Annotated in this window: 23 protein-coding genes; 4 read left to right on the forward strand and 19 right to left on the reverse strand. The window is 58.0% G+C overall.

Annotated elements, in window-relative coordinates:
* Positions 1–27 precede the first annotated feature (27 nt).
* The gene (locus tag AO242_RS25890) at positions 28–456 is read right to left on the reverse strand and encodes a pilus assembly protein PilZ (protein WP_373562259.1); all 429 of its coding nucleotides are present in this window, start codon (positions 454–456) and stop codon (positions 28–30) included.
* Entirely contained in the window at positions 453–2,105 is a 1,653-nt protein-coding gene (locus AO242_RS25895; RefSeq protein WP_099270928.1) for a lipoprotein UxpA, read from the reverse strand. The genes AO242_RS25890 and AO242_RS25895 overlap by 4 nt, the downstream gene beginning before the upstream one ends.
* Before the next feature lie 232 nt (positions 2,106–2,337).
* Here AO242_RS25895 and AO242_RS25900 point away from each other — a divergent pair, with 232 nt between their 5' ends.
* Positions 2,338–4,359 (forward strand): PhoX family protein, encoded by a 2,022-nt coding sequence (locus tag AO242_RS25900; RefSeq protein ID WP_099270929.1) that lies wholly within the window; start codon positions 2,338–2,340, stop codon positions 4,357–4,359.
* A 51-nt stretch (positions 4,360–4,410) separates the two neighbouring features.
* Here the strand turns inward: AO242_RS25900 and gspK are convergent, their stop codons facing one another.
* Entirely contained in the window at positions 4,411–5,373 is a 963-nt protein-coding gene (gene gspK, locus AO242_RS25905) for a type II secretion system minor pseudopilin GspK (RefSeq protein WP_099270930.1), read from the reverse strand.
* A 161-nt stretch (positions 5,374–5,534) separates the two neighbouring features.
* On the opposite strand from gspK, the gene tatA reads away from it, so the two are divergent.
* The 3 genes from tatA to tatC are packed head-to-tail and all read left to right on the forward strand — an operon-like array spanning position 5,535 to position 6,777.
* Positions 5,535–5,744: a twin-arginine translocase TatA/TatE family subunit gene (gene tatA / locus AO242_RS25910; protein ID WP_049826930.1), complete on the forward strand. Its 210-nt coding sequence runs from the start codon at positions 5,535–5,537 to the stop codon at positions 5,742–5,744.
* Entirely contained in the window at positions 5,744–6,034 is a 291-nt protein-coding gene (tatB, locus tag AO242_RS25915; RefSeq protein WP_099270931.1) for a Sec-independent protein translocase protein TatB, read from the forward strand. The genes tatA and tatB overlap by 1 nt, the downstream gene beginning before the upstream one ends.
* The gene (gene tatC / locus AO242_RS25920) at positions 6,031–6,777 is read left to right on the forward strand and encodes a twin-arginine translocase subunit TatC (protein ID WP_099270932.1); all 747 of its coding nucleotides are present in this window, start codon (positions 6,031–6,033) and stop codon (positions 6,775–6,777) included. Before tatB ends, tatC begins: the two co-directional genes overlap by 4 nt.
* Before the next feature lie 235 nt (positions 6,778–7,012).
* Here the strand turns inward: tatC and lpxC are convergent, their stop codons facing one another.
* From lpxC to mraZ, 16 genes are all read right to left on the reverse strand, one after another.
* Positions 7,013–7,924 carry a UDP-3-O-acyl-N-acetylglucosamine deacetylase gene (gene lpxC / locus AO242_RS25925; RefSeq protein ID WP_027900249.1) on the reverse strand — a complete coding sequence of 304 codons (912 nt, stop codon included), beginning with the start codon at positions 7,922–7,924 and terminating at the stop codon, positions 7,013–7,015.
* Positions 7,925–8,036: 112 nt separating this feature from the next.
* Entirely contained in the window at positions 8,037–9,224 is a 1,188-nt protein-coding gene (gene ftsZ, locus AO242_RS25930) for a cell division protein FtsZ (protein ID WP_027900248.1), read from the reverse strand.
* Positions 9,225–9,291: 67 nt separating this feature from the next.
* The gene (ftsA, locus tag AO242_RS25935) at positions 9,292–10,551 is read right to left on the reverse strand and encodes a cell division protein FtsA (protein WP_027900247.1); all 1,260 of its coding nucleotides are present in this window, start codon (positions 10,549–10,551) and stop codon (positions 9,292–9,294) included.
* 14 nt (positions 10,552–10,565) lie between these two features.
* Complete coding sequence (locus AO242_RS25940) at positions 10,566–11,432, reverse strand: cell division protein FtsQ/DivIB (RefSeq protein WP_027900246.1); 867 nt, start codon at positions 11,430–11,432, stop codon at positions 10,566–10,568.
* Positions 11,433–11,435: 3 nt separating this feature from the next.
* Positions 11,436–12,395 (reverse strand): D-alanine--D-alanine ligase, encoded by a 960-nt coding sequence (locus tag AO242_RS25945; RefSeq protein ID WP_099270933.1) that lies wholly within the window; start codon positions 12,393–12,395, stop codon positions 11,436–11,438.
* Positions 12,392–13,852 (reverse strand): UDP-N-acetylmuramate--L-alanine ligase, encoded by a 1,461-nt coding sequence (murC, locus tag AO242_RS25950; protein ID WP_099270934.1) that lies wholly within the window; start codon positions 13,850–13,852, stop codon positions 12,392–12,394. The genes AO242_RS25945 and murC overlap by 4 nt, the downstream gene beginning before the upstream one ends.
* Positions 13,845–14,915 (reverse strand): undecaprenyldiphospho-muramoylpentapeptide beta-N-acetylglucosaminyltransferase, encoded by a 1,071-nt coding sequence (gene murG / locus AO242_RS25955; RefSeq protein WP_099270935.1) that lies wholly within the window; start codon positions 14,913–14,915, stop codon positions 13,845–13,847. Before murG ends, murC begins: the two co-directional genes overlap by 8 nt.
* Complete coding sequence (gene ftsW / locus AO242_RS25960) at positions 14,905–16,119, reverse strand: putative lipid II flippase FtsW (RefSeq protein ID WP_027900242.1); 1,215 nt, start codon at positions 16,117–16,119, stop codon at positions 14,905–14,907. Before ftsW ends, murG begins: the two co-directional genes overlap by 11 nt.
* Entirely contained in the window at positions 16,116–17,462 is a 1,347-nt protein-coding gene (gene murD / locus AO242_RS25965) for a UDP-N-acetylmuramoyl-L-alanine--D-glutamate ligase (RefSeq protein ID WP_099270936.1), read from the reverse strand. Before murD ends, ftsW begins: the two co-directional genes overlap by 4 nt.
* 5 nt (positions 17,463–17,467) lie before the next feature.
* Positions 17,468–18,550, reverse strand: a complete 1,083-nt coding sequence (mraY, locus tag AO242_RS25970; RefSeq protein WP_027900240.1) for a phospho-N-acetylmuramoyl-pentapeptide-transferase — start codon at positions 18,548–18,550, stop codon at positions 17,468–17,470.
* Complete coding sequence (locus AO242_RS25975) at positions 18,550–19,920, reverse strand: UDP-N-acetylmuramoyl-tripeptide--D-alanyl-D-alanine ligase (protein WP_099270937.1); 1,371 nt, start codon at positions 19,918–19,920, stop codon at positions 18,550–18,552. Before AO242_RS25975 ends, mraY begins: the two co-directional genes overlap by 1 nt.
* The gene (locus tag AO242_RS25980) at positions 19,913–21,376 is read right to left on the reverse strand and encodes a UDP-N-acetylmuramoyl-L-alanyl-D-glutamate--2,6-diaminopimelate ligase (RefSeq protein WP_099270938.1); all 1,464 of its coding nucleotides are present in this window, start codon (positions 21,374–21,376) and stop codon (positions 19,913–19,915) included. The genes AO242_RS25975 and AO242_RS25980 overlap by 8 nt, the downstream gene beginning before the upstream one ends.
* A complete protein-coding gene (locus AO242_RS25985; RefSeq protein WP_099270939.1) occupies positions 21,376–23,112 on the reverse strand; it encodes a peptidoglycan D,D-transpeptidase FtsI family protein in 1,737 nt (578 codons plus the stop codon). The genes AO242_RS25980 and AO242_RS25985 overlap by 1 nt, the downstream gene beginning before the upstream one ends.
* The gene (gene ftsL / locus AO242_RS25990) at positions 23,109–23,402 is read right to left on the reverse strand and encodes a cell division protein FtsL (RefSeq protein WP_027900236.1); all 294 of its coding nucleotides are present in this window, start codon (positions 23,400–23,402) and stop codon (positions 23,109–23,111) included. The genes AO242_RS25985 and ftsL overlap by 4 nt, the downstream gene beginning before the upstream one ends.
* Positions 23,399–24,340 (reverse strand): 16S rRNA (cytosine(1402)-N(4))-methyltransferase RsmH, encoded by a 942-nt coding sequence (gene rsmH / locus AO242_RS25995; RefSeq protein WP_099270940.1) that lies wholly within the window; start codon positions 24,338–24,340, stop codon positions 23,399–23,401. The genes ftsL and rsmH overlap by 4 nt, the downstream gene beginning before the upstream one ends.
* A gap of 2 nt (positions 24,341–24,342) precedes the next feature.
* Positions 24,343–24,798: a division/cell wall cluster transcriptional repressor MraZ gene (gene mraZ, locus AO242_RS26000; protein WP_004881513.1), complete on the reverse strand. Its 456-nt coding sequence runs from the start codon at positions 24,796–24,798 to the stop codon at positions 24,343–24,345.
* Between the last annotated feature and the right edge of the window lie 190 nt (positions 24,799–24,988).

Raw genomic sequence — 24,988 nt, forward strand, 5'->3', positions numbered from 1 at the left:
GTTGCTTGAGGCAATCAATAGTCATGCTTATCCCTGTGGCTTGAAGCCGAAAGACGGACGCTGAGGAGGCCAGGCCAAACGTTCGCGCTTGCCGTGGTTATCAAGCACAAGCCCCAACTCGTCGATGTCATGCAGGACGATCCCCGGGGCCAGTTTCTGACCACGGACGAGGCTGCGTTGGCGTTTCTCAAAACTGAGCACCACAACCGTCGCGCTCAGCGGGCTGGCCTTGAAACCGCCTAGATATTTGATGTCGAGCGTGGTCAGCGGCAGCTCATTGCTCAGGACGGGACCGGCTTTCCAGTGCTGGCTCAACAGTTGCGCAACCGGAGCACTGGCGCTGCTGAACGGCACCGGTTGCGCCAGTCCATGCCAGACTTGAAGCACGCACTGGGCCGCCAGCCAGCCAAGCAGAATCACCAGCACGATCTGGCTAGTCCCGCTCAGGCGACTCAAATGGCCGACTCGCGTGGGTGCCAACCGGGATGGCCTTGCACGTATCGCATTTGCGGCAACTGCAAGCGGCTGATTTGCCAACCGGTCGGTCGCTCGCGCAGCCAGGCTTCAACGTGCTGCCATAGTGGCTGGCCCGCTTGTGCATCAAAGCCCAGTCCAAACGTGCGGCACTGGCCTGCAGGTTCACCCAGGCCAGTGACCCGTTTTCCGCTGGCGCTGTAAGTGACCTGCCATGGCTGGCCTTGCCAACGCGGCAAGTCCTGGCTGTTGTCCAGCAACAATGGCTCACCGAACAATTGCTCAGCGGCATTTTCCAGCACCTGCGGGACTTGTTTGGCAGAGACACTCACCACCGGCGCGGGGTAGCTGGCGGTCAGGCTGATCAAATGTTCGCGGGTAATCATCTGCCCTTGAGCCAAGGGACTGTCGTAGCGCAAACCGGGTAGCAATACTGAACTGTCCGGGCGCTCTGCCAATGCGTCATGCAGCAGCCGGTCCCAACTGCCGCCGCGTACATCACGCCGCCACAGATTTTCCGGAGCGCTTGCCAGCGGCTGGTCGAGCCAATTGGCGTGAGCGGCCCGCTGCTGTTGCGTAATCAGTCGAATGCGCTGGACATTAACCTGGTCGCCAGCAGTCAAGCTGGTGGCTACCGCGGGATGAAAGCGGGCCGCAAACTGCCATTGCCCGGCGACTTGCTGGCAACGAATACGGAATGCACCACTGGCCCGGGTCCCGGCAAAAACCACCGGCACCCGCTTGCCTGAGGCCTGCAAGATGTCCACTGGAGTTGGCCAGAAATCCTGACCGCGAGCGCACAACACCAAATCTACCTGCGCCAGGCGCTCCGCCAGCCAGAACCCTGGCCCTGTACCCACGTCCGCAAGAGCGATGACCAAATCAGCATCGGCCCGTGCGCGATCCAGCGCGGGCTGCAAGCTATCGTGCCATTGTTTGAGTGAGGCTTTCTGGTCCCGTGCATAGGGATCGGTGATACCGACCACGGCGATGCGGATTCCCCCTCGGCGAAAAAAGACAACTGCTTCAGTGCCGAGCCGTTGACTGATATCGGCGGCCAGACCGGCCCCTAAAACTGGATGACCAAACTGGTGGTAGAGACCGCTGCAGCGTTGTGGCCAGAGCAGACGCTCATCGCTGCTGACCCGGACCTCTGTACCGAGCAATGCGCTGCCTTGAGCGCCCGAAAGACCTTGGGTGAGATAAGCCAGGCCGCTGCCATTCCAGCATTGGCCGTTTTCCAGAGTGAGGCTTTTGCCTTCTCCCGCTTCACTGCGCAAACGTTGCAACAGCGAAGCCAATACAGGGTAGCCGCCGGTTTCCAACGTCTGACCAATGCCTGCATCAAGCAGGCTATTGAGAGCGTGTTGGTCATCCCCCTGAACGCGGGCGTTCGCTCCACTGATCCACGGGGCCTGCCCAATCCGCGTTGCTGGCCCGATGCGAGTAGCGGGAACCACGGGTCGGCCCGGCTGACGAGCATCAAGCGTGTCAGCCACATACAGTAGATCCACACTACTGCTTTCAGCGACAGCGCCTGATCCCTGAAGGCTTGAGCATGCCGACAGCAGCGGAGCAAGTGCTCCCGCAGTCATCCATCCCAATACATCGCGCCGAGCCATTGATGCCATTGTTCTCACACCCTGAGGGTAACTCTTCACAGGGGCGGCATATTGGCGCTCAAAAATGACAGTTTGAAGGCAATTTCTTGAACGGGCGCATCATTTATCGACTGTTACAATTCGAAATAACCTTAGCGTTTTTTAGATGATTTCTTAATAAAACTGCCGCCGAATCATCACACTCGACTTCTACAGTCCCGGTTCCTTTTCAAAACCATCTCTCATAAAAAGGACCTGATGAATGAGTCGTGATACCGGCGATAACCAGAACCGCAATCTGAGCGCCAATGAACCGATGTCGTCTGTTCTCGACACTTACCTGAGCCGCCGAAGTGTCATGCGTGGAGGCCTGGGTGCTGCCATTGCCATGATTGCAGGAACTGGCTTGACGGGTTGCTTTGACAGTAGCGACGACAACTCGTCGCCTACACCGGATCCAGTCAATAAGCTGGCCTTGGGTTTTACTTCAATCCCTGGCTCACGCACTGACGCAGTCACCATTGCGGCTGGTTACACCGCATACGTATTGGCGCCATGGGGTACTCCGCTTAACAGCACCGCCGCCCCATGGAAAAGTGATGGAACCAACACTTCCACTGATCAGGCCAACTCCGTCGGAATGCACCATGACGGCATGCATTTCTTCCCGATCAATGGCAGCTCCACTGAAGGCTTGATCGCCATCAACTTCGAATACATTGATCAGGCTGCCCTGCATCCTGCAGGCGCGACGCAGGTCAACGGCGTTCGTCCGGTGGAAGAGGTACGCAAGGAAATCAACGCCCACGGCGCAGGCGTAATACGTGTTCGCAAAACCGGCAACCGCTGGCAAGTTGTGGAAAACGACCCACTGAACCGTCGTTTCACCACCGCATCGGTCATGAACCTGTCCGGCCCTATGAAAGGCACCGAACACGTCAAAACCAAGTTCTCCACTGACGGCAGCCAGACGAGAGGTACGAACAATAACTGTGGCAACGGGTATACCCCTTGGGGCACTTACCTGACCTGCGAAGAAAACTGGCCCGGTATCTTCGTCAATACGGGTACTCGACCGGCTGATCAGGTCCGGATCGGCGTCGCCACCAGCGCTGGCAACTATCGTTGGGAGACTGCTGCCGGTGACGCCTCGGAGGTCAACGATGAGTTTGGGCGTTTCAACATCACGCCAACTGGTGCGACAAATGTCGACGACTACCGCAATGAAGCCAGCACCTTTGGCTACATAGTTGAAATCGACCCGTACGACGGCACAACGCTACCGGTCAAACGTACCGCGCTCGGGCGCTTCCGGCACGAAGGCTGCTGGCCAGGCCTTACCACCGTCGGCAAGCCAGTGGTGTTCTATATGGGCGACGATTCCCAGAACGAATACCTCTACAAATTCGTCTCCACGGCCCTTTGGGAAGCGGCAGATGCCACGCCGAGCAATCGTCTGGCCACCGGCGCCAAGTACATGGACAGCGGCAAACTCTACGTTTCACGTTTCAACGCAGACGGCAGCGGTGACTGGTTATTACTGGATGTGATCACCCCGACCACCGATGGCAGCACACTGGGGGCCAAATTCACTGATTTGCCGGGCATCATTCTGAACACTCGTGGCGCGGCAGATGCAGTGGGCGCGACCCCGATGGATCGTCCGGAATGGACAGCCGTAAACCCGCTGAACGGCGATGTTTATCTGACCTTGACCAACAACACCAGCCGCACCACCGCAAACGCGGCCAACCCGCGAGTCAACAACCGACACGGTCATATCATTCGCTGGCATGACGCAGACAGTCAGGTGTCGTTCACCTGGGACATTTTTGTCTTCGGTGCCAACGCCTCAGGAACAGCGGACATCAATCGCTCCGGCCTGACCGAACTGAACCAGTTCGCCAGTCCAGATGGCATGACGTTCGACAGCCGGGGAATAATGTGGATCCAGACGGACAACGGCGAATCCACCCTCACCAGCTACACCAACGATCAGATGCTTGCGGTTATTCCGACAAATCTGGTCGACGCCCAAGGTAAGCAGATTCCGGTCAACGCCCAGAATCAGACAGAACTGCGTCGTTTCTTCGTCGGTCCCAATGGCAGTGAAGTGACGGGCATCACGTTCACCCCTGACAACAAAACAATGTTCGTTAACATTCAGCACCCGGCCAACTGGCCATCCACGGATGTCGCCACTGACGTCACGGTTGGTACAGTCCGTCCGCGAGCATCCACAGTGGTTATCCAGCGCACCGATGGTGGCGAGCTGGCAGTCTGAAATCGCGGGCTGCACGCCGGGATCGTCCCGGCGCGCAGCCTGCCCGGTCTACTACCTGCCCACCTGCCGCTCACGGATCACAATCGCCTGTGCCGGCACTCGACTGTGCCACTTCACCACGCCCAACGCCTCGATTCGGTATTGACTGCGAAATATCTGGTCGTCCAGTCGCACCTCCAGTTGCAATAGAAATTGATCGCTATTGAGCTGCAAGCCTTCGCTCAGTCTTGCGAATGCCTCGTCATCCATTGCTCCCATAGCTTCGCGCAACCCAATGGCATCGCTATAACCGCCCGCAGGCCTGGCGCTGATCAGGCGAGTCAGCTGCGCACGGCTGATTTCCCCCTCGTACATAGCCTCCAGCAACGGCAGTTCATCGAGACTCAACGCATTGGCATTCAGACGCCAACCGGACGTGTCCGGCAGTGCACACAGGTTGCGATAGCGTTGCTCCCGGCCTTTGTCAGCAGGCAACAGTAAGTTCAACTCACTGGTATCAACCATCAGTTGATTCGCTGCCAGCCGTGACGGTGACAAGCGCAGGTATTCACCGTCTTCGGCACCTTGTGAGCGACTTTGATGGTCAGCATCCAGCCAGTCGGCAAGTCTCTGGGTAAGGAGCTCGGCAGTCATATCGTCACCCAGCATGTAGTTCAATTGCCTTTGTGCACGCTCAGCTTCTGGCCCTATGAGGCTGTTGACGTTGAAGCAGCGATGCAGATCAACGATGCGAATACTTGCCCTGCCTCCCTTGAAGTCGTAGCTCAGCGGCTGACCACGCAAGGCTTGCCAGAACAACGGACTGGCACGCCAGGCCGGATCCTTTAACGCCTGCCCGGTGAAAGCCAGCGCCGCGCTTTCAACTGATCGGGCTTGTACGCGCTGTTGCAATAAACGCACGCTGTCGACCTCCTGGCGGCCTTGCTCGACCATCCATGTCAAACCAGCGGCAAGCATTGCCAGTACCAGCAACGCCATCAGTAATGCCGCCCCTTGCTGTTTGTTGCTGTTCATTTTCCAGCCTGCATGTTCAACGTCAGGCGACAGTCAACACCGACAATGTTGCAAGCAGGTGGCAGGCACTCGAAAACAACTCAAAACCTTAACCGGCTCGTCACAATCTGCCGCCAAGATGCTCGCTTATATTTAAAAATCAATAACCTGGAGCGTACTTCGTGGGCGGAATCGGAATCTGGCAACTGGTGATTGTGCTGCTTATCGTGATGATGTTGTTTGGCACCAAGCGTTTGAAGGGACTCGGCGCGGACGTAGGCGACGCAATTAAAGGCTTCCGTACATCCATGGGTTCTGATGAATCCAAAACAGAAAAAGGCTGCCTGAACGACAGCACTCCGACATCCAGCCAAACGGAACATAAACACTGATGTTCGAGATTGGTTTTACCGAGCTGCTGCTGGTGGGGACGGTTGCTTTGCTGGTACTTGGGCCGGAACGCCTGCCCAAGGCAGCGAGCACTGCGGGGCGGTGGCTGGGACAGTTCAAGCGCGGGCTAAATGGCATCAAGCTGCAGATGGAACGCGAACTGGATGCAGAGCAGTTGCGCAAGGAACTTGATCATCAGCCATTACGTCAGCTTGAACAGGAACTGCGCGAGGGTGTGCGTATGGACATGCCTGGCCCGAGCGCAACCACGTCCGGACAACAGCCGCTATGAGCACCTTCGAATTTGGCGAAGCACTGAGCATTACCGGGCACTTGCGCAAGTTCAGGACGCTACTTTTGCGATCCATCCTGATCATCGCTTTGCTGTTCGTCGGCCTTTTTCCGTTCGCGCAAAAGCTTTACACGTTCATATCCGCACCACTCAGGGCGTTCCTGCCCGAAGGCGCGAGCATGATCGCCACCAGCGTGACTTCTCCATTGATGGCGCCGTTCAAGCTCACCATGATGGTTGCCTTGTTCCTGGCCATGCCGATGATCCTTCATCAGGTATGGGGTGTCATCGCTCCAGCGGTTTACCGCGAAGAACGACGCACTGCAATATGCCTGATGGTCGCCAGTGTTTCGCTGTTTTACGGAGGAATGGCCTTCGCGTTCTATCTGGTATTTCCAATGATGTTCGGGTTCTTCGCGAGCGTGACACCCGATGGCGTGGAAATGATGACGGACATCGGCCTATATCTGGATTTCATCCTCGCACTGTTTCTGGCATTCGGGCTGGCTTTCCAGATTCCCGTGGCGACCTTCCTGGTCATATGGGCAGGCTTTACAGACGTTCACACGTTGAGCAAGAGTCGTCCGTACGTGATCGTCGGGTGTTTCGTCGTGGGCATGCTGCTCACACCGCCAGATGTGTTCTCGCAGACCATGCTCGCAGTGCCTATGTGGATGCTCTTCGAATTGGGACTGCTGGCGAGCAGAACTATTCATCGTCGGCAAACCAGCGCGATTGTCTGACCTTCTCAACGCCTAAGATTGCCGTGGTGTCTATGGCACCACGCAGCCTTTTATCAAGATATAACCATCTGTTTTAGAAAACTTTTCTGTAGGAGTGACCGGGGTGGCGCGAGTTTAAGGCACTGCCTGCAAATCGGACCTCCCCCTTAAAGAAAATCCAAAAAACACCCATAAAAAAAGGCTGCCCGAAGGCAGCCTTTAAAAACATCAAAAAGGAAGGAGAGTAGAGCTGACCTTACACGGCCGCTACAGGGCGCATGTAAGAAATCGGTGCAGTACTGGCATCTTCGAAGGTCACAACTTCCCAAGCGTCTGTCTCTGCGATCAATTTACGCAGAAGGCGGTTGTTCAGTGCATGCCCCGACTTGAAGCCAATGAACTCACCTATCAGGCTGTTGCCCAGGAGGTAGAGGTCACCAATTGCATCAAGAATCTTGTGTTTGACGAATTCGTCCTCGTAACGCAGGCCGTCTTCGTTCAGTACGCCATCCTTATCAACCACGATGGCATTTTCCACACTGCCGCCGAGTGCGAGGTTGTGCTTGCGCAGGTACTCGATGTCACTCATGAACCCGAAGGTCCGGGCACGGCTGACTTCCTTCACGAAGGAAGTGCTGGAAAAGTCCACGCTTGCACTTTGGGTGCGATCGCGGAAGACCGGGTGATCGAAATCGATCTCAAAACTGACTTTGAACCCTTCGAAAGGCACGAAAGTAGCGCGTTTCCCGCCCTCTTCCAGTGTGACTTCCCGCAGGATCCGGATGAATTTTTTCGGCGCGTCCTGTTCTTCCAGGCCAGCCGACTGAATCAGGAATACGAAGGGCCCCGCGCTGCCATCCATGATTGGAACTTCGGAGGCAGAGAGTTCAACGTAAGCGTTATCGATGCCCAGGCCAGCCATGGCCGAGAGCAAATGTTCTACGGTGTCGACTTTGACATCACCGCTGACCAGCGTGGTCGACAGAGTGGTGTCACCGACATTTTCCGCGCGGGCAGCAATATGCACGACGGGGTCGAGGTCAGCACGTACGAACACGATACCGGTATCCACAGGTGCAGGCTTGAGGGTCAGGTAAACCTTCTCCCCGGAGTGCAGACCGACACCTGTGGCACGGATAATATTTTTCAGGGTGCGTTGTTTAATCATGGCATTGGCCGCTTCAGCGCAAGTTGCGAACTGGTATCAACAAAGGCTGGCGATAATAGCAGACCCGGCCTTTGCTGAACACCAATCACCCTAATACCCCTGATACATTTCATCAATCAGCCTGACGACGCAGGAAAGCCGGGATGTCCAGGTAATCCAGATCGTCATTCGGGCTCATTTTTGCGGCTGTGGCGCCTGCGTGAGCCTGATTGCGCATCACGGTAGGACGATCCAGGTCGCGGTAGTTGACCGAAGGGGCTTCCTGACGAGCTGCAGCAGGCTGAGCCTGAGACGGCTGGGCAGTTTGCAGGGTGTTGTCGATAACCTTGACCGGCTTCTCGATTTTCGCGCCCAGACCTGTCGCAACCACAGTCACGTGCAGCTCGTCGCGCATGTCCGGATCGATAACAGTACCGACCTTGACCATTGCGTGCTCGGAGGCGAACGCTTCGATGATGCTACCCACATCCGAGTACTCACCCAGAGACAGGTCAGGACCGGCAGTGATGTTGACCAGGATGCCGCGAGCGCCCTGCAGGTTGACGTCTTCGAGCAGCGGGTTACGAATGGCTGCTTCAGTCGCTTCACGTGCACGGTTCGGACCGCTGGCGCAGCCAGTGCCCATCATCGCCATACCCATTTCGCTCATCACGGTACGTACGTCGGCGAAGTCGACGTTGATCATGCCCGGACGCTTGATGATGTCGGAGATACCGCGAACGGCACCGGCCAGCACATCGTCTGCCTTGGCAAAAGCCGACAGCAGGCTGGCGTCTTTACCGAGGATGGTCAGCAGCTTCTCGTTAGGAATGGTGATCAACGAGTCGACGCTTTCGGACAACATGCGGATGCCTTCATCGGCGATCTGCATACGCTTGCGACCTTCGAACGGGAACGGACGAGTCACCACCGCTACGGTGAGAATGCCCATTTCCTTGGCCACTTCAGCAATGATCGGAGCTGCACCGGTACCGGTACCGCCGCCCATGCCAGTTGTGATGAAAACCATGTTGGTGCCCTGCAGAACTTCTGCAATGCGCTCACGATCTTCCAGAGCAGCCTGACGACCTACTTCAGGGTTGGCGCCAGCGCCAAGACCTTTGGTAACGCCAGTACCCAGTTGCAGGATGGTACGCGCGCCGATGTTTTTCAGCGCTTGAGCATCGGTGTTGGCGCAGATGAATTCCACGCCTTCGATGTTGCTCTTGACCATGTGATTAACGGCGTTGCCGCCACCACCACCCACACCGATAACTTTGATTACCGGGCTTTGCGGGACGTTGTCTACGAGTTCGAACATTTTCCCTCTCCTTTCATTCTCTAGTTTTTTTGCCTGGTGCCCACTGCTGCCATTACTGCTTTGAGGCTTAGAAATTGCCTTGCACCCAGCGCTTGAAGCGTTCAAGCACTGGAGCTTTAGGCTCATCTCCATAGCCGCTACTGCTACTACTGATGCCAGACAAAGAGAAACCGTCAGACTGCTTTTGCAGGCCGTACAGCAACAAGCCGACACCGGTGGAATAAATCGGGTTACGCACGACATCTGCGAGCCCTTTGACGCTATGCGGCACACCCAGGCGCACCGGCATATGGAAGATTTCCTCGGCCAGTTCGACCGCGCCTTCCATTTTCGAGGTACCGCCGGTCAGCACGATGCCGGCCGGGATAAGATCTTCGTAGCCACTGCGACGCAGTTCCGCCTGGATCAGGGTGAACAGCTCGTCGTAGCGTGGCTCGACCACTTCGGCCAGCGCCTGACGCGACAGCTCGCGTGGCGGACGATCACCAACGCTTGGCACTTTGATGGTTTCACCGGCACCGGCCAGTTTGGCCAGGGCACAGGCGTAACGGATCTTGATTTCTTCGGCGTATTGCGTCGGTGTACGCAAGGCCATGGCGATGTCATTGGTGACTTGATCACCGGCAATCGGGATCACCGCTGTGTGGCGAATCGCGCCCTCGGTGAAGATCGCGATGTCGGTCGTGCCGCCACCGATGTCCACCAGGCACACGCCCAGCTCTTTTTCGTCGTCGGTCAGCACTGAGTACGCCGAAGCGAGCTGTTCCAGAATGATGTCGTCGATTTCCAGACCACAGCGACGCACACACTTCTCGATGTTCTGCGCAGCGTTCACTGCGCAGGTCACCACATGCACTTTGGCTTCCAGACGTACGCCCGACATGCCCAGTGGCTCGCGAACGCCTTCCTGGTTATCGATCACGTAATCCTGCGGCAAGGTGTGCAGCACGCGCTGATCAGCCGGAATCGCAACCGCCTGGGCAGCGTCAAGTACGCGCTCCAGGTCCGCCGAGCTGACTTCACGATCACGGATCGCGACGATGCCGTGGGAGTTCAGACTGCGAATGTGGTTGCCCGCCACGCCGACGAACGCGGAGTGAATACGGCAGCCCGCCATCAGTTGGGCTTCCTCCACTGCGCGCTGGATCGACTGAACGGTGGACTCGATATTCACCACCACGCCCTTCTTCAGGCCGCGGGATGGATGGGTACCGATACCGACGATTTCCAGCGTGCCATCGGCCGCGACTTCGCCTACCAGCGCCACCACCTTGGAGGTGCCGATATCCAAGCCAACGATCATTTTGCCGCTTTGCACGTTTGCCATGGTCCTGCCTCTTGTCAATTCTTCGCGACGGCGGGTTTGTCCGTCGGGGGCGCTGCCTGCTCGCGCCACCCGACGGCAAGGCCGTTGGAGTAACGCAGATCGACGCGCGCAATATTCGTGATCTGTTCTTTAAGCGTTTTGTCGTAAATGGCGATAAAACGGCGCATTTTTTCTACAAGGTGATCGCGTCCCAGCAACAGCTCGATACCGGGTCCCGCACTGCCCGCGCCCGTGGTCAAAAACCAGCTGCCACGTTCACGCAATTCCAGCCGAGCGATGGAGAACCCCATTGGGCGCAACATCTGACTCAACACCTGATACTGCTGCATCACCTGCTGCTGGGCCCGCTGCGGGCCAAACAATTGCGGCAGGTGTTCGTAATTGGCCAGCTCGCGTGGTGTAAATGCTTCGCCCTGATTGTTGAGCAAAGCTTCATCACCCCAGCGCGCCACCGGCAGTTGCTCCTCAAGACGGATCACTACTTGATCCGGCCATACACGCCGTACTTCTGCGTGAGCAATCCATGGCATCTTTTCCAGCTCGCTGCGCATGGCAGCAAGGTCGATGGTGAAGAAGCTCGCCGCGACATAAGGCGCGATCCGCTGCTGCACCGCCTGCTGGCTGATATAGCTCAGGTCGCCCTGAACGTTGATCTTGGTGATGGGCCGGTCCGCATAAGGCAGCAACCGCTGTGCGCCCTCGTAAACGCCGTAGCCCAGTGCAACCATCAATATCAACCAACCCAGCTTCTTGAAGAAACCGCCTACTTTGGCTTTCGGCACACGCGCCGAAAGCGGCTCTCTGGTCACCGTGCGACTGGCACCACGCGGCACCGGCTTGCGGCCGGATGCTGGAGGCTGATGACGCGCCGTCGCGTTCATGACTTAACCTCGCGCCTGGACGCTGTCGGCCAGAATCGCCAACACCAGTTGCTGAAAATCCAGACCTGCAGCACGGGCCGCCATCGGCACCAGACTGTGGTCGGTCATACCCGGTACGGTGTTCACTTCCAGCAGCCAGAACTTGCCGTTTGCGTCCTGCATGACATCAGTACGCGCCCAGCCGGTAACGCCAACGGCTTCGCACGCGCGAGCGGTCAGTTGCTTGAGTTCCTGTTCCTTGGTGTCATCGAGCCCGCACGGAATCCGATACTGGGTATCGTCAGCCAGGTACTTGGCGTCGTAGTCGTAAAAACTGTGAGGAGTGCCCAGGCCGATGGGAGGCAATACCTGGCCACGCAGGGATGCGATGGTGAACTCCGGACCTTGAATCCATTGCTCAACCAAAACTTGCGAATCGTAGGTACTGGCGGCTTTCCACGCGACGATCAATTCCTCGACGCTGGTCACCTTCGCCATACCGATACTGGAACCTTCATGAGCCGGTTTGACGATCAAAGGCAGGCCCAGTTCCGCGGCTGCTGAAATACAATCCGATTCACTGCCAAGCACTGCGTGCAAAGGCGTTGGCAGGCCAAGACTCTGCCAGACCTGCTTGGTCCGCAGCTTGTCCATAGCCAGCGCAGAAGCCAGCACGCCGCTGCCGGTGTAAGGAATATCCAGACACTCCAACAGGCCTTGCATGGTGCCGTCTTCGCCACCGCGTCCGTGCAGGACAATGAACGCACGATCAATTTTTTCACTGACCAGACGCTGCAGGAAATCGTCGCCGACATCGATGCCGAATGCATCGACACCGGCACTCTGCAACGCTTGCAACACCGCTTGCCCGGACTTCAGGGAAACCGGCCGCTCAGCACTCTTGCCACCGAACAGCACGGCAACGCGGCCGAACGATTTCGGCTCCAGCGTCGAGAGCAGGGACGATTGCAGTGGCGCAGTCATTTCAGCTTCCCTTCGGTAGGCGCAATGACGGCTCCCGCGAACAACGGGCTTCTCAACAATTGCGGAGCCAGCCCGCCGATATCACCAGCGCCCTGGCACAGCAGGATGTCGCCCGCACGCAGCAAAGGTTTGACCAACGGCGCCAGCTCGACGCCGCGCTCAATGTAGATAGGGTCCAGTTGACCGCGCTGACGGATGCTGTGGCACAGGTTGCGACTGTCCGCACCCGGGATAGGCTCTTCGCCTGCCGGATAGACTTCCATCAGCAGCAGCACATTGGCCTCGGCCAGTACCTGTACGAAATCGTCGTAAAGATCACGAGTACGGCTGAAGCGGTGGGGCTGATAGACCATGACCAGACGACGGTCCGGCCAACCGCCACGGACAGCGTTGATCACTGCAGCAACTTCGCGAGGGTGGTGACCGTAGTCATCGACCAGCATGACGTCGCCACCTTCAACCGGCAGCTCGCCATACACCTGGAAGCGTCGACCAACACCCTGGAAGCCCGACAGGCCCTGGACAATGGCCTCGTCGCTGACGCCTTCATCCGTCGCGATGGCGATGGTTGCCAGCGAATTAAGTACGTTGTGATTACCCGGCATGTTCACCGACACGTCCAGCGGCTCACGGTCGCGACGTAATACGGTGAAGAACGTCAGCATGCCTTCCTGGCGCACGTTGATAGCGCGCACGTCGGCCGTTTCACTGAAGCCGTAGGTCACGGTTGGACGCTTGACCTGTGGCAGGATTTCACGCACGACCGGATCGTCGATACACACCACCGCCAGACCATAGAAAGGAAGGTTGTGCAGGAACTCGACGAAGGTTTTCTTCAGCTTGTTGAAGTCGCCTTCATAGGTCGCCATGTGATCGGCGTCGATGTTGGTGACCACGGCAACCAGTGGCTGCAGATGCAGGAAGCTGGCATCGCTTTCATCGGCTTCGGCAATCAGGTAGCGACTGGTGCCCAACTGCGCATTGGTACCGGCAGCGTTCAGACGACCACCGATCACGAATGTCGGGTCCAGACCACCGGCCGCGAACACCGACGCGATGAGGCTGGTGGTCGTGGTTTTGCCATGCGTACCGGCAACGGCAATGCCGTGGCGATAACGCATCAGCTCGGCCAGCATCTCGGCACGCGGCACCACCGGGATACGACGCTCAAGAGCGGTCGCCACTTCCGGGTTCGAAGTGTTCACGGCACTGGACACCACCAGCACGTCGGCACCCACAGTGTTTTCTGCGCGATGGCCGATGAAGATGTGCGCACCAAAGGACTCCAGGCGCTCGGTCACCGGGGAAGCCTTCAGGTCGGAACCCGACACTTCATAACCCAGGTTCAACAACACCTCGGCAATCCCGCACATACCCACGCCGCCAATACCGACGAAGTGGATGCGACGGATGCGGCGCATTTCAGGCTGTGGCATGGCGCGTTGATTCTCAACCATGAGCCACCTCCAGGCAGATATCTACAACGGTATTGGTTGCATCAGGCTTGGCCAGCCGGCGGGCGGTGCGCGCCATGGTGTTGAGTTGTTCGGGTTGCATCAAAACCTCTTTCAGACGCGCCGCCATATCGGCTGCGTCAGTTGTCGCTTGTGGCATGACGAAGGCTGCGCCCTCGTGAGCCAGATAGTCGGCGTTACGGGACTGGTGATCGTCGATCGCATGGGGCAACGGCACCAACAGCGAGGGCAGTCCGGCCGCCGCCAATTCACTGATGGTCAACGCGCCTGCGCGACAGACCACCAGGTCGGCCCAGCCATAGGCTTGGGCCATGTCTTTGATGAACGGGGCGACCTGCGCCTCGACACCGGCAGCGCGATAACGCTCTGAGGTGATTTCGTCGTGATTCTTGCCAGCCTGATGAAACACTTCAGGCCGAAACTCCGCAGGCACCTGCGCGAGGGCCTCGGGCAATAACTTGTTCAGTGGCTCGGCACCGAGGCTGCCACCCAATACGAGCAAGCGCGCCTTGCGCCCGGCCAGCGCCTGACGCGGTGTTTCCAGAAACAGCTCGGCACGTACCGGGTTACCCGTAGTGCGGCGTTTTTCGGAAGCTGCGAAGGTGTTCGGGAACGCCTCACATACACGGCTGGCGAACGAGGCCAGACTGCGATTGGCAGTACCGGCAACCGCGTTCTGCTCATGAATGATCAAAGGGACTTTGCCCAGCTTCGCGGCAAGACCGCCTGGACCGGTGACATACCCACCGAAGCCCACTACGCAAACCGGCTTGAGCTCACGCACGACTTTACGAGCCTGCATTAATGCCTTGAGCAACATCAGCGGTGCCTTGAGCAAGGACAGTCGGCCCTTGCCACGCAAACCGGTGACGTTTATCAGGTGCAAAGCAAACCCGGCCTGTGGCACCAGTTCATTCTCGATACCCCGAGGCGTACCGAGCCAATGCACCTTGTAACCACGGGCCTGAAACTCGCGCGCGCAGGCCAGCGCCGGGAATACATGTCCGCCGGTGCCGCCAGCCATGATCAGCACGTTAGCGTCCATGGTTAGGCTCCTCGGCGAAGTCACTTTCATTGAATTCCGCTTCTTCGCTGCCCATGTTGTTGCGCGATTCCCACTCGATCCGCAACAGCAGACCCAGGCTTGCGCAGCAGATCACCAACGAGCTGCCGCCGTAGCTGAGGAACGGCAGGGTCAAACCCTTGGTTGGCAGCAGGCCGACGTTCACACCGATGTTGATCAGGAACTGGCCGATCCACAGGAAGGCCAGACCGTAAGCCACGTAAGCGCCGAAGAACTGCTTGGCGCGCTCGGCCCACATGCCGATGTACATGGCGCGGATACTGACGAATACGAATAAAGCGACGGTCAACAACGAACCCACTACGCCCAGTTCTTCGGCGAGTACCGAGAACACGAAGTCAGTGTGGGCTTCCGGCAGATAGAACTGCTTCTGCACGCTGTTGCCCAGACCAACGCCCAGCCACTCACCACGACCAAACGCGATCAGAGCCTGAGTCAACTGGTAGCCGGAACCGAACTGGTCGGACCATGGGTCGGTGAAGGTAATCAGACGCGCCATCCGATACGGTTGAGCCTGAACCAGCACGAATACCGCGCCAACCGCCAGGGCAACCATCAGACTGAAACGGAACAGACCTACGCCACCCAGGAAGAGCATGGCAGCCGCAGCGCCCATCATCACGACGGTGGCACCGAAGTCCGGCTCCATGAGCAGCAGGCCGGCCATTGGCAGCAGGACGATGAATGGCTTGAAGAAGCCCATCCAGCTTTCGCGAACTTCCTGCTGGCGACGAATCAGGTAACCGGCGAGGAAAATCACCACGAAGACCTTGGCGATTTCCGAAGGCTGAACGTTGAACATGCCAAAGCCGATCCAGCGCATCGAGCCGTTTACCTCACGGCCAACACCCGGTATCAGCACCATGACAAGCAGACCAAATGCACCCAACAGCATCATCCAGCCCAAACGCTGCCAGGTGGCGACCGGAATCATCATGGTCAAGCCACAGGCGAAGATGCCGATGATCATGTAGATCAAATGGCGAGTCATCATGTAGAGAGTGTTGCCGGAATTCACCGCCGCCACTTCCGAGGAAGCAGAGGTGATCATCACCAGACCCAGGCCCAGCAACGCCAGGCAGCCCGCCAGCATCGGGAAGTCGACATCAATGCCACGGCCGCTGATGATTGGTGACGGGAAAGGCTTGATTACGCCGAAGATCATGACAAGTCCCCCACGGCTTGCGCGAACAGACGACCGCGCTCTTCGTAGTTCTTGAACATGTCGAAACTGGCGCACGCCGGAGACAGCAGCACGGCGTCGCCCGCCTGCGCAATATCGGCGCAGCGCAAAACAGCGTCTTCAAGCGTTGCAACCCGGATCAGTTCCACGCCATCGCCCAACGCCTGCGCGATCAGCTCGGCGTCGCGGCCGATCAGCACCACAGCGCGGCAGTTGGCAGCAACCGGCGCACGCAGACCACTGAAATCAGCACCCTTGCCATCACCGCCGGCAATCAGCACCAGTTTGCCTTCGATGTCTGCACCGAGGCCTTCAATGGCAGCCAGTGCGGCACCCACGTTGGTGGCTTTGGAGTCATCGTAATAGCTCACGCCATTGCGCTCACGCAGCCATTGGCAACGATGCTCCAGGCCGCCAAAGGTGCGCAGGCTGGAAAGCATCGCGTCCATCGGCAAACCGACAGCATGGCCAAGCGCAAGCGCAGCCAGAGCATTGGACTGATTATGAGCGCCACGGATTTTCAATTCGCGTACAGGCATCAGATTGTCGAACTGGAAGGCGAGATATTTTTCGCCGTCTTCTTCGCGCAAACCAAAGCCATGGAAGTCGGGTTTGTTCAGACCAAAGGTCCAGCACGGCAGGCCTTCACCGATCAACGGCCGGGTCAGGACGTCCTGACGGTTGACCACCACCTGACGAGCGCCACGAAATACCCGGTGCTTGGCCAGATGGTAAGCAGGCAAACCGCTGTAACGGTCCATGTGGTCTTCACTGATGTTTAGCACGGTCGCCACTTCTGCGCCGAGCTGATCAGTGGTTTCCAGTTGAAAGCTGGAAAGCTCCATCACGTAGAGTTCAACGTCGTCGCTGAGCAGATCCAGCGCGGGCGTACCCAGATTACCGCCGACCGCCACACGTTTGCCCGCCGCCGCAGCCATCTCGCCGACCAGCGTGGTCACGGTGCTTTTCGCGTTGGAGCCAGTGATCGCGATGATCGGGGCCTTGGCGTAACGGGCAAACAGCTCGATATCGCCGGACAGCTTCACGCCACGCGCAGCGGCTTGCTGCAAAGCCGGGGTCGCCAGAGCAAGACCCGGGCTCACGTAAAGCTCGTTGGCACGGCAAAGGAATTCAACGTCCAGTTCGCCACAACGCACATCCACCTGCGGATAGTCACGACGCAAAGTCGCCAGCTCCGGTGGATTTTCCCGCGTATCGGCCACGGCAAACGACACGCCCCGGTTCGCCAGAAAGCGAACCAGGGACATGCCGCTCTTGCCGAGGCCGACAATGATGCGGAAATGGTCTGAAGCGATAAGAGACACTCGTTCTACCTCAGTTTCAGCGTGGCAAGGCCGATCAACACGAGAATCACGGTAATGATCCAGAAACGGACGATCACGCGCGGCTCGGGCCAGCCCTTGAGTTCAAAGTGGTGGTGGATCGGTGCCATGCGGAAAACGCGGCGGCCGGTCAATTTAAAGGATGCAACCTGAATGACGACTGACAGGGTTTCCATCACGAACACGCCGCCCATGATGAACAGGACGATCTCCTGACGAACGATGACCGCAATGGTGCCCAACGCTGCACCAAGTGCCAGAGCGCCGACATCACCCATGAAGACCTGAGCCGGGTAAGTGTTGAACCACAGGAAGCCAAGCCCGGCACCGATCAATGCCCCACAGAACACAATCAGTTCACCCGCGCCCGGTACATAGGGGATCAGCAGGTATTCAGCGAATTTCACGTTACCTGACAGATAGCAGAAGATGCCCAGCGCGCCACCCACCAGAACCGTTGGCAGAATCGCCAGACCGTCCAGGCCGTCGGTCAGGTTGACCGCGTTACTGGAGCCCACGATCACGAAGTAGGTCAGCACTATAAAACCGATGCCCAACGCAATACTGGCGTCTTTGAACATCGGAATAATCAGCGTGGTCTCCACGGCCGAAGGCGCGGTTACATACAGAAAGATCGCCGCGCACAAGCCAAATACCGACTGCCAGAAATACTTCCAGCGGCTCGGCAGGCCTTTAGAGTTCTTTTCAATGACCTTGCGGTAATCGTCCACCCAGCCAATGCCGCCGAATAGCAATGTCACCAGCAGCACCACCCAGACATAGCGGTTGCTCAGGTCAGCCCAGAGCAAGGTGCTGATACCGATGGAAGACAGAATCAACGCCCCGCCCATGGTCGGCGTACCGGATTTGGACAGGTGAGACTGTGGCCCGTCGTTACGAACGGACTGGCCAATCTGGCGCATCTGCAATGCACGGATCATCCAGGGACCCAGGCACAGCGAGAGCGACAATGCAGTGAGCACGCCGAGAATCCCGCGCAGGGTCAGGTATTGGAAGACCGCGAAGCCTTTGTGGAACTGTTGCAGAAACTCGGCCAGCAGCAGCAGCATTAATGTGTCTCCAGGCTAGAACCGCAGAGGGCGGCAACGACGTTTTCCATCGCAGCGCTCCGCGAGCCCTTGATCAAAATAGTGGTTTGAGGATCCTGTTCGGCGCCCAGCGCAGCGATCAGGTCAGTCTGATTGGCAAAATGGCGCGCATGCTCACCGAAGGCACTGACCGCGTGGGCCATCAACGGACCAACGGCATACAGCGCGGAGACCTTGCCAGAGGCATAGGCACCGACGTCGCGATGACCTTGTTCGGCCCAGTCGCCCAGCTCGCCGATATCACCGAGGACCAACACGGTACGGCCGGAAAAACCGGTGAGAATATCTACGGCAGCATTGATGGAGCTCGGATTCGCGTTGTAGGTGTCATCGATAACGCGCACGCCATTAAGACCGAGCTGCGCAACAGTGCGACCTTTGACCGGCTGCACAGCGTTGAGCCCGGCGACGATGCCGTTCAGATCGACGCCCATGGCGTGACCTGCAGCCGCCGCGGCCAACGCATTGGCCACATTGTGCGTACCTAGCAGATTAAGCTGCACCGCTGCCGAGCCCACTGGGCTGTTCAAAATGAAGCCAGGGCAACCCCGGGCATCAAGGCTCAGTTCCTGAGCATGGAAATCGGCGCTTTGATCAGCGATCGCGAAGCTCACGATGCGACGATCACCTGCGCGGGCTGCCCAGATCGGGAAAGCCTTGTCTTCTTTATTAAGAACAGCGACGCCAAAGCTATCGAGTCCTTCGAGAATTTCGCCTTTGGCTTCGACAATTTTGTCTGGTCCGCCAAACTCGCCAACGTGAGCAGTTCCCGCGTTGGTAATCAGCGCGACGTGAGGCTTGGTCAGACTGACAGTGAACGCGATTTCGCCCACACGAGAGGCGCCCATTTCGATAACGGCAGCCGAGTACTCAGGCGCCAGTTCAAGAAGGGTCAACGGAACGCCAAGCTCGTTGTTCAGGTTGCCACGGGTAGCCAGAACCGGCCCGCGGGTGCGCATTACGCTGGCGAGCATTTCTTTAACCGTGGTTTTGCCGCTGGAGCCTGTAATAGCTGCAACGGGCCTGTCGACGAACGCATTGCGATTGAGCGCACCCAGTTGGGCGAGCGCCTTGCGGGTATCGAGCACCACCAGTTGCGGCAATGCGGCATCCGGGATTTCGCGCTCGACCAACGCACCTACCGCGCCTTTGGCGGCAACTTGTTCCAGGTAGTCGTGACCGTCAAAACGCGGCCCCGTCAGTGCCACGAACAGTTGACCTGGCTTGATAGCGCGGCTGTCGATGCTCACACCATCAAAAGTACGATCATCGCCCACAAGACGCGCATCGAGCACTATGGTCAGTTCACTGAGAGATAACGGCTTAAGCATTCGTCACCCCCCATGCGGCCAATGCCCTGGCAGCCTCTTCCAGATCGGAGAATGGCTGGCGCTGATCGTTGATTTCCTGATAGTCCTCATGACCTTTGCCTGCGAGCACAATCACATCGCTGGCTTTAGCACTGGCGATAATTTCGGCAATTGCCTGACCACGGCCTTCGACAAAACGAACGTTGTGCGCAGCGCTGAAACCTTGACGAATGTCATCGAATATCTGCGCTGACGCTTCTGTACGGGGATTGTCATCAGTGACAAGGACGCCATCAGCCAGACGCTCAACGACTTCCGCCATCAGCGGACGCTTGCCGCGGTCACGATCACCGCCGCAGCCGAACAGGCACAGCAAGCGGCCCTTGGCGTGCGGGCGCAAAGCGGTCAGTACTTTTTCCAGAGCATCCGGGGTGTGGGCATAGTCGACCACCACCAGCGGCTTTTCACCGCCACCCAAACGCTGCATGCGCCCTACCGGACCTTCCAGCTTCGGCAGGACTTTAAGAATTTCGTCCAGGGCATAATCCAGGCCGAGCAATGCGCCCACTGCGCCGAGTACGTTGCTCAGGTTGAACCGGCCCAGCAGGGTGCTGCGCAGCAAGTGCTGACCCTGCGGCGTGACCAGTGTGGCGCGAACACCTTCGTCATCGAATTTCGCATCACGGCAATACAGATAAGCGCTGGAATCTTCCAGGCTATAAGTAATGAGACGGGACTCGCGCTTTTCAGCCGCCAGCGTACGACCGAACTCATCGTCGATATTGATCACGCGGCAACGCAGATCAGACCAGGCGAACAACTTGGCTTTGGCCGCGCCGTAAGCTTCCATCGTGCCGTGGTAGTCCAGATGGTCACGGGACAGGTTGGTCAACACGGCGACATCAAAAGCCAGAGCGGTTGCGCGCCCCTGGTCAAGACCATGAGACGAAACTTCGATTGCGATTGCGCGTGCACCGGCCTTCTTCAGGTCAGACAGCGTCGCCTGCACCGCGATAGGGTCGGGGGTGGTGTGTCGACCGCTTTGCAGTGAACCGTAAAAACCAGTCCCCAAAGTGCCGACGATGCCGCAATGCTGACCCAGCAAATCCAGCGCTTGCGCGACCAGTTGGGTGACACTGGTTTTGCCATTGGTGCCCGTCACGCCAACCATGTTGAGGCTGCGGCTCGGATCACCATAAAAACGCCCGGCAATATCTGACAACTGGGCAGCAAGACCTCTGACCGGAATCATCGGCACGTCGGTGATCGGCAATACTTTCGCACCTTCGACTTCATAGGCCACTGCTGCGGCCCCATGCGCCAGGGCGTCGACGATATGATCGCGGCCGTCAGAACGGCCACCGGGAACGGCGAGAAACAAATCGCCGCCGCGCACTTTACGGCTGTCCAGCGTCAACTCGCGAATCATCAGATCGCTGGAAGCGTGGGCGAAAATCTTGTTCAGGCTGGACGACATCAACCACGCCCTCCTTTAACGACTGGAGCTGCATTGACCTGCTCTGCGGGAATCGGAGCGAGGTTGTCAGGTGTCACGTTCATCAGACGCAAGGTGCCGGACATGACCTTGCTGAACACAGGCGCCGATACCAGACCGCCGTAGTAGCCGCCCTTGCTTGGCTCATCAATGACCACAACCACGGCGTAGCGCGGATTGCTCATCGGACCGAAGCCCGCGAACAGCGAGCGATAGGAGTTTTCTGCGTAGCCCTTGGTACCGACAGACGTTTTACGTGCCGTACCGCTCTTGCCTGCCACGTGATACGAAGGGACACGTGCGCGATAAACACCACGAGAATCTTCAATCACAGCCTGCAGCATGGTTTGCAGGGTCTTGGCGGTCGGCTCCGGAATTGCCTGGGTTGCTACCGGCGGCTTGTCGCTTTTCAAAATGGTCAGCGGCACGATGCGGCCGTTGTTGGCGATGGCCGCATAGGCGTGCACCAGTTGCAGCGCCGTCACGGACAAGCCGTAGCCGTAAGATAGCGTTGCAGTTTCAGCCTTGCGCCACTCACGATAATTCGGCAAGTTACCGACACGCTCACCCGGGAAGCCCAGGCCGGTGTACTGCCCCAGGCCCACGCGCTGCATGGCCTGGAAGATCGCTTCGCCACCGACGTCAAACGCGACCTTACTCATGCCCACGTTACTTGAGTTGATCAGGATACCGGTCAGGTCGAGAACCGGACCTTCAGTCTTGGTCACGTCGCGGATCGTGTATTTGCCAATCTGCAAGGTGCCGGGATAAACCTCAACCTTGTCAGTAGGTTTCCAGCGACCACTGTCGAGCGCGGCGGTCATAGAGATCGGCTTCATGGTCGAACCAGGTTCGAACACGTCAATGATCGCCCGGTTACGCATGGCTGCCGGAACCATGGTGCGACGGTTGTTCGGGTTGTAAGTCGGGAAGTTGACCATGGCCAGCACTTCGCCGGTCTTGACGTCCATGATGACCATGCTGCCAGCCTTGGCTTCGTTCTCGACGATTGCATTACGCAGTTCGCGAGTGGCCAGATATTGCAGGCGTAGATCAATAGACAACGCCACGGTCTTTCCAGCCTTGGCGTTTTTGGTGACCTGAACGTCTTTGATGAGTCGTCCGCGCCGATCCTTGATGACCTGTCTTTTCCCGGGCACACCCGCGAGCCAGTCGTCATAGGCCAGCTCGACACCTTCGCGACCGTGGTCGTCGAGGTCGGTAAAGCCAACCATGTGGGCGGTCACGTCGCCAGCAGGATAAAAGCGGCGGAACTCTTCAATGCCGTAAACGCCTGGCACTTTCAGATCAAGCACAGCCTGACCATGCTCAGGCGTCAGGCCGCGGACCAGATAGATGAATTCCTTACCAGCCTGCGAGTCCAGCCGCTCAGCCAGCGCCTTGGGGTCCTGCCCCAACGCGGTAGCCAGAACCGCCCACTTGCTTTTGTCCAGCTGCATTTCTTTCGGGTTGGCCCACAAGGTCGTCACCGGCGTACTGACAGCCAACGGCTCGCCATTGCGGTCAGTGATCAGACCACGGTGTGCCGGAATAGGAATATGCCGAAGACTGCGCGCATCACCCTGCTCCTTGAGGAACGTGTGATCGACCACTTGCAGGTCGATGATCCGCCAGCAAATAGCTGCGACCAATGCCAGCAACAAGCCGACAACGACGCGAAAACGCCATGGGTAAAGTGCGCCGTCGAGCTTCATCATGGCGCCACCATCCGCACTTCCGCTGCGCTCGGGATGCGCATCTTCAGTTGTTCAGTGGCGAGGGTTTCGATACGGCTGTGGGCGGTCCAGGTGCTCTGTTCGAGAATCAGACGGCCCCATTCAGCCTGCGCCTTGTCACGAATGCTCAGCTCTGAGTACAGCGAATTGAGCAACTGACGATTCCAGTGGGCACTGTAGGAAACACCAATCGCCGAAACGAGGACGGCGAGAAACAGCAGCAGCATGAAGAAGCTGCCGCCTGGCAAAGGCTTGAGGAACTGACGGCTCACCTGAGCTTCTCCGCGACACGCATGACAGCGCTGCGCGAGCGTGGATTGGCTTTGGTTTCTTCGTCCGAGGCGAATTGTGCTTTGCCGATGAGTTTGATCTTCGGCTCAAAGGCCTTGTACTGGATCGGCAAGTTGCGCGGCATGTTGTCCGCTTCACCCTTGACGAGTTTGCGCATGAACAGTTTTACGATGCGGTCTTCAAGGGAGTGGAAGCTGATGACAACCAGGCGCCCGCCCACTTCCAGCGCTTCAAGCGCAGCGTCAAGGCCCGCTTCAAGATCGCCCAGTTCATTATTGACGTGAATGCGCAGGCCCTGAAAAGCACGTGTCGCCGGATTCTTGCCTTTTTCCCAGGCCGGGTTGGCGACCTTGAGTACTTCAGCCAGGTCAGCCGTGCGCTCGAAAGGCTGCACTTCACGGCGTGCAACGACGGCACCGGCCATACGCTTGGCGAAACGCTCTTCGCCATATTCCTTGAATACACGGGCAATTTCTTCGACGGGTGCAGTGGCGATGAACTCGGCAGCGCTGACGCCACGGGTCGGGTCCATGCGCATGTCCAGCGGGCCGTCGTTCATGAAGCTGAAGCCGCGCTCGGGATCATCAAGCTGTGGCGAGGAGACACCGAGATCCAGCAGAATTCCGCTGACCTTGCCCGCAACGCCGCGTGCTTGAGCCTCCGAGCCCAGTTCAGCGAAGCTGCGCTGCACAATGACAAAGCGGCCGTCTTCGGCCGCTAGCGCTTGCCCGGTGGCAATTGCTTGAGGATCTTTGTCGAATCCTAGCAATCGACCATCAGGGCCAAGCTTCTCCAATACGAGTCGGCTATGTCCGCCACGCCCGAAAGTGCCGTCCATATAGCAGCCATCAGCACGCACCGCGAGAGCCTCTACGGCTTCGTCGAGCAGTACGGTGATGTGGGTAAAGCCGCTATTCATAGTCACAGGATCAGATCACGTAATTCATCAGGCATCGCGCCCGGTTGTTGAATGGCCGCCAGATCCGCATCAGCAAGAGCGTTCCAGGCGTCCTCGTCCCACAGTTGAAACTTATTGAGCTGGCCCACTAACATCACGCGCTTATCCAATTTGGCATATTCACGAAGACGCGGCGGAACCAGGAAACGCCCACTCCCATCCAGCTCCAGATCAACCGCATTACCAATCAGCAAACGCTGCAGGCGGCGGTTTTCTTCGCGGAAAGTAGCGAGCTCACGCAATTTCGCCTCGATCAGCTCCCATTCGGAGAGCGGATAAAGGCATAAGCAAGGGTCAACGGCATCAATGGTCACGATTAATTGCCCGGCGCTACGCGAATCCAACTCGTCACGGTACCGGCTCGGCATAGCGAGACGGCCCTTTGCATCGAGATTGATTGCGTTGGCACCACGAAACACAGGCGCTTTCTCCGAATTCTAGCTTTTTGCGTTAAAAAAACCCACTTCGCGCCACTTTCTGCCACTTGCGCACACTATAGGAACCCGCCCACCACACAGTCAAGGCACGGTCTTAAGGAAAACCCTTACATAACTGGGATTTAGGAGCGATATCGGACGGTTAGCGCGAATTTCAGGAGGGGTCTTACGG

This window comes from Pseudomonas sp. ICMP 561 (assembly GCF_002699985.1).
Classification (GTDB): Bacteria; Pseudomonadota; Gammaproteobacteria; order Pseudomonadales; family Pseudomonadaceae; genus Aquipseudomonas; species Aquipseudomonas quasicaspiana.

Bases quoted from the DNA above. Each gene is read 5' to 3' on its own strand.
- tatC (WP_099270932.1), top strand. From the start codon at position 6,031: ATGAGCACCTTCGAATTTGGCGAAGCACTGAGCATTACCGGGCACTTG.
- AO242_RS25975 (WP_099270937.1), bottom strand. From the start codon at position 19,920: ATGCTTAAGCCGTTATCTCTCAGTGAACTGACCATAGTGCTCGATGCG.
- AO242_RS25980 (WP_099270938.1), bottom strand. From the start codon at position 21,376: ATGTCGTCCAGCCTGAACAAGATTTTCGCCCACGCTTCCAGCGATCTG.
- AO242_RS25895 (WP_099270928.1), bottom strand. From the start codon at position 2,105: ATGGCATCAATGGCTCGGCGCGATGTATTGGGATGGATGACTGCGGGA.
- rsmH (WP_099270940.1), bottom strand. From the start codon at position 24,340: ATGAATAGCGGCTTTACCCACATCACCGTACTGCTCGACGAAGCCGTA.
- murG (WP_099270935.1), bottom strand. From the start codon at position 14,915: ATGGACGCTAACGTGCTGATCATGGCTGGCGGCACCGGCGGACATGTA.
- murC (WP_099270934.1), bottom strand. From the start codon at position 13,852: ATGGTTGAGAATCAACGCGCCATGCCACAGCCTGAAATGCGCCGCATC.
- tatB (WP_099270931.1), top strand. From the start codon at position 5,744: ATGTTCGAGATTGGTTTTACCGAGCTGCTGCTGGTGGGGACGGTTGCT.
- ftsW (WP_027900242.1), bottom strand. From the start codon at position 16,119: ATGATCTTCGGCGTAATCAAGCCTTTCCCGTCACCAATCATCAGCGGC.
- ftsZ (WP_027900248.1), bottom strand. From the start codon at position 9,224: ATGTTCGAACTCGTAGACAACGTCCCGCAAAGCCCGGTAATCAAAGTT.
- AO242_RS25940 (WP_027900246.1), bottom strand. From the start codon at position 11,432: ATGAACGCGACGGCGCGTCATCAGCCTCCAGCATCCGGCCGCAAGCCG.
- lpxC (WP_027900249.1), bottom strand. From the start codon at position 7,924: ATGATTAAACAACGCACCCTGAAAAATATTATCCGTGCCACAGGTGTC.
- mraY (WP_027900240.1), bottom strand. From the start codon at position 18,550: ATGCTGCTGCTGCTGGCCGAGTTTCTGCAACAGTTCCACAAAGGCTTC.
- ftsA (WP_027900247.1), bottom strand. From the start codon at position 10,551: ATGGCAAACGTGCAAAGCGGCAAAATGATCGTTGGCTTGGATATCGGC.
- AO242_RS25985 (WP_099270939.1), bottom strand. From the start codon at position 23,112: ATGATGAAGCTCGACGGCGCACTTTACCCATGGCGTTTTCGCGTCGTT.
- AO242_RS25945 (WP_099270933.1), bottom strand. From the start codon at position 12,395: ATGACTGCGCCACTGCAATCGTCCCTGCTCTCGACGCTGGAGCCGAAA.
- gspK (WP_099270930.1), bottom strand. From the start codon at position 5,373: ATGAACAGCAACAAACAGCAAGGGGCGGCATTACTGATGGCGTTGCTG.
- AO242_RS25900 (WP_099270929.1), top strand. From the start codon at position 2,338: ATGAGTCGTGATACCGGCGATAACCAGAACCGCAATCTGAGCGCCAAT.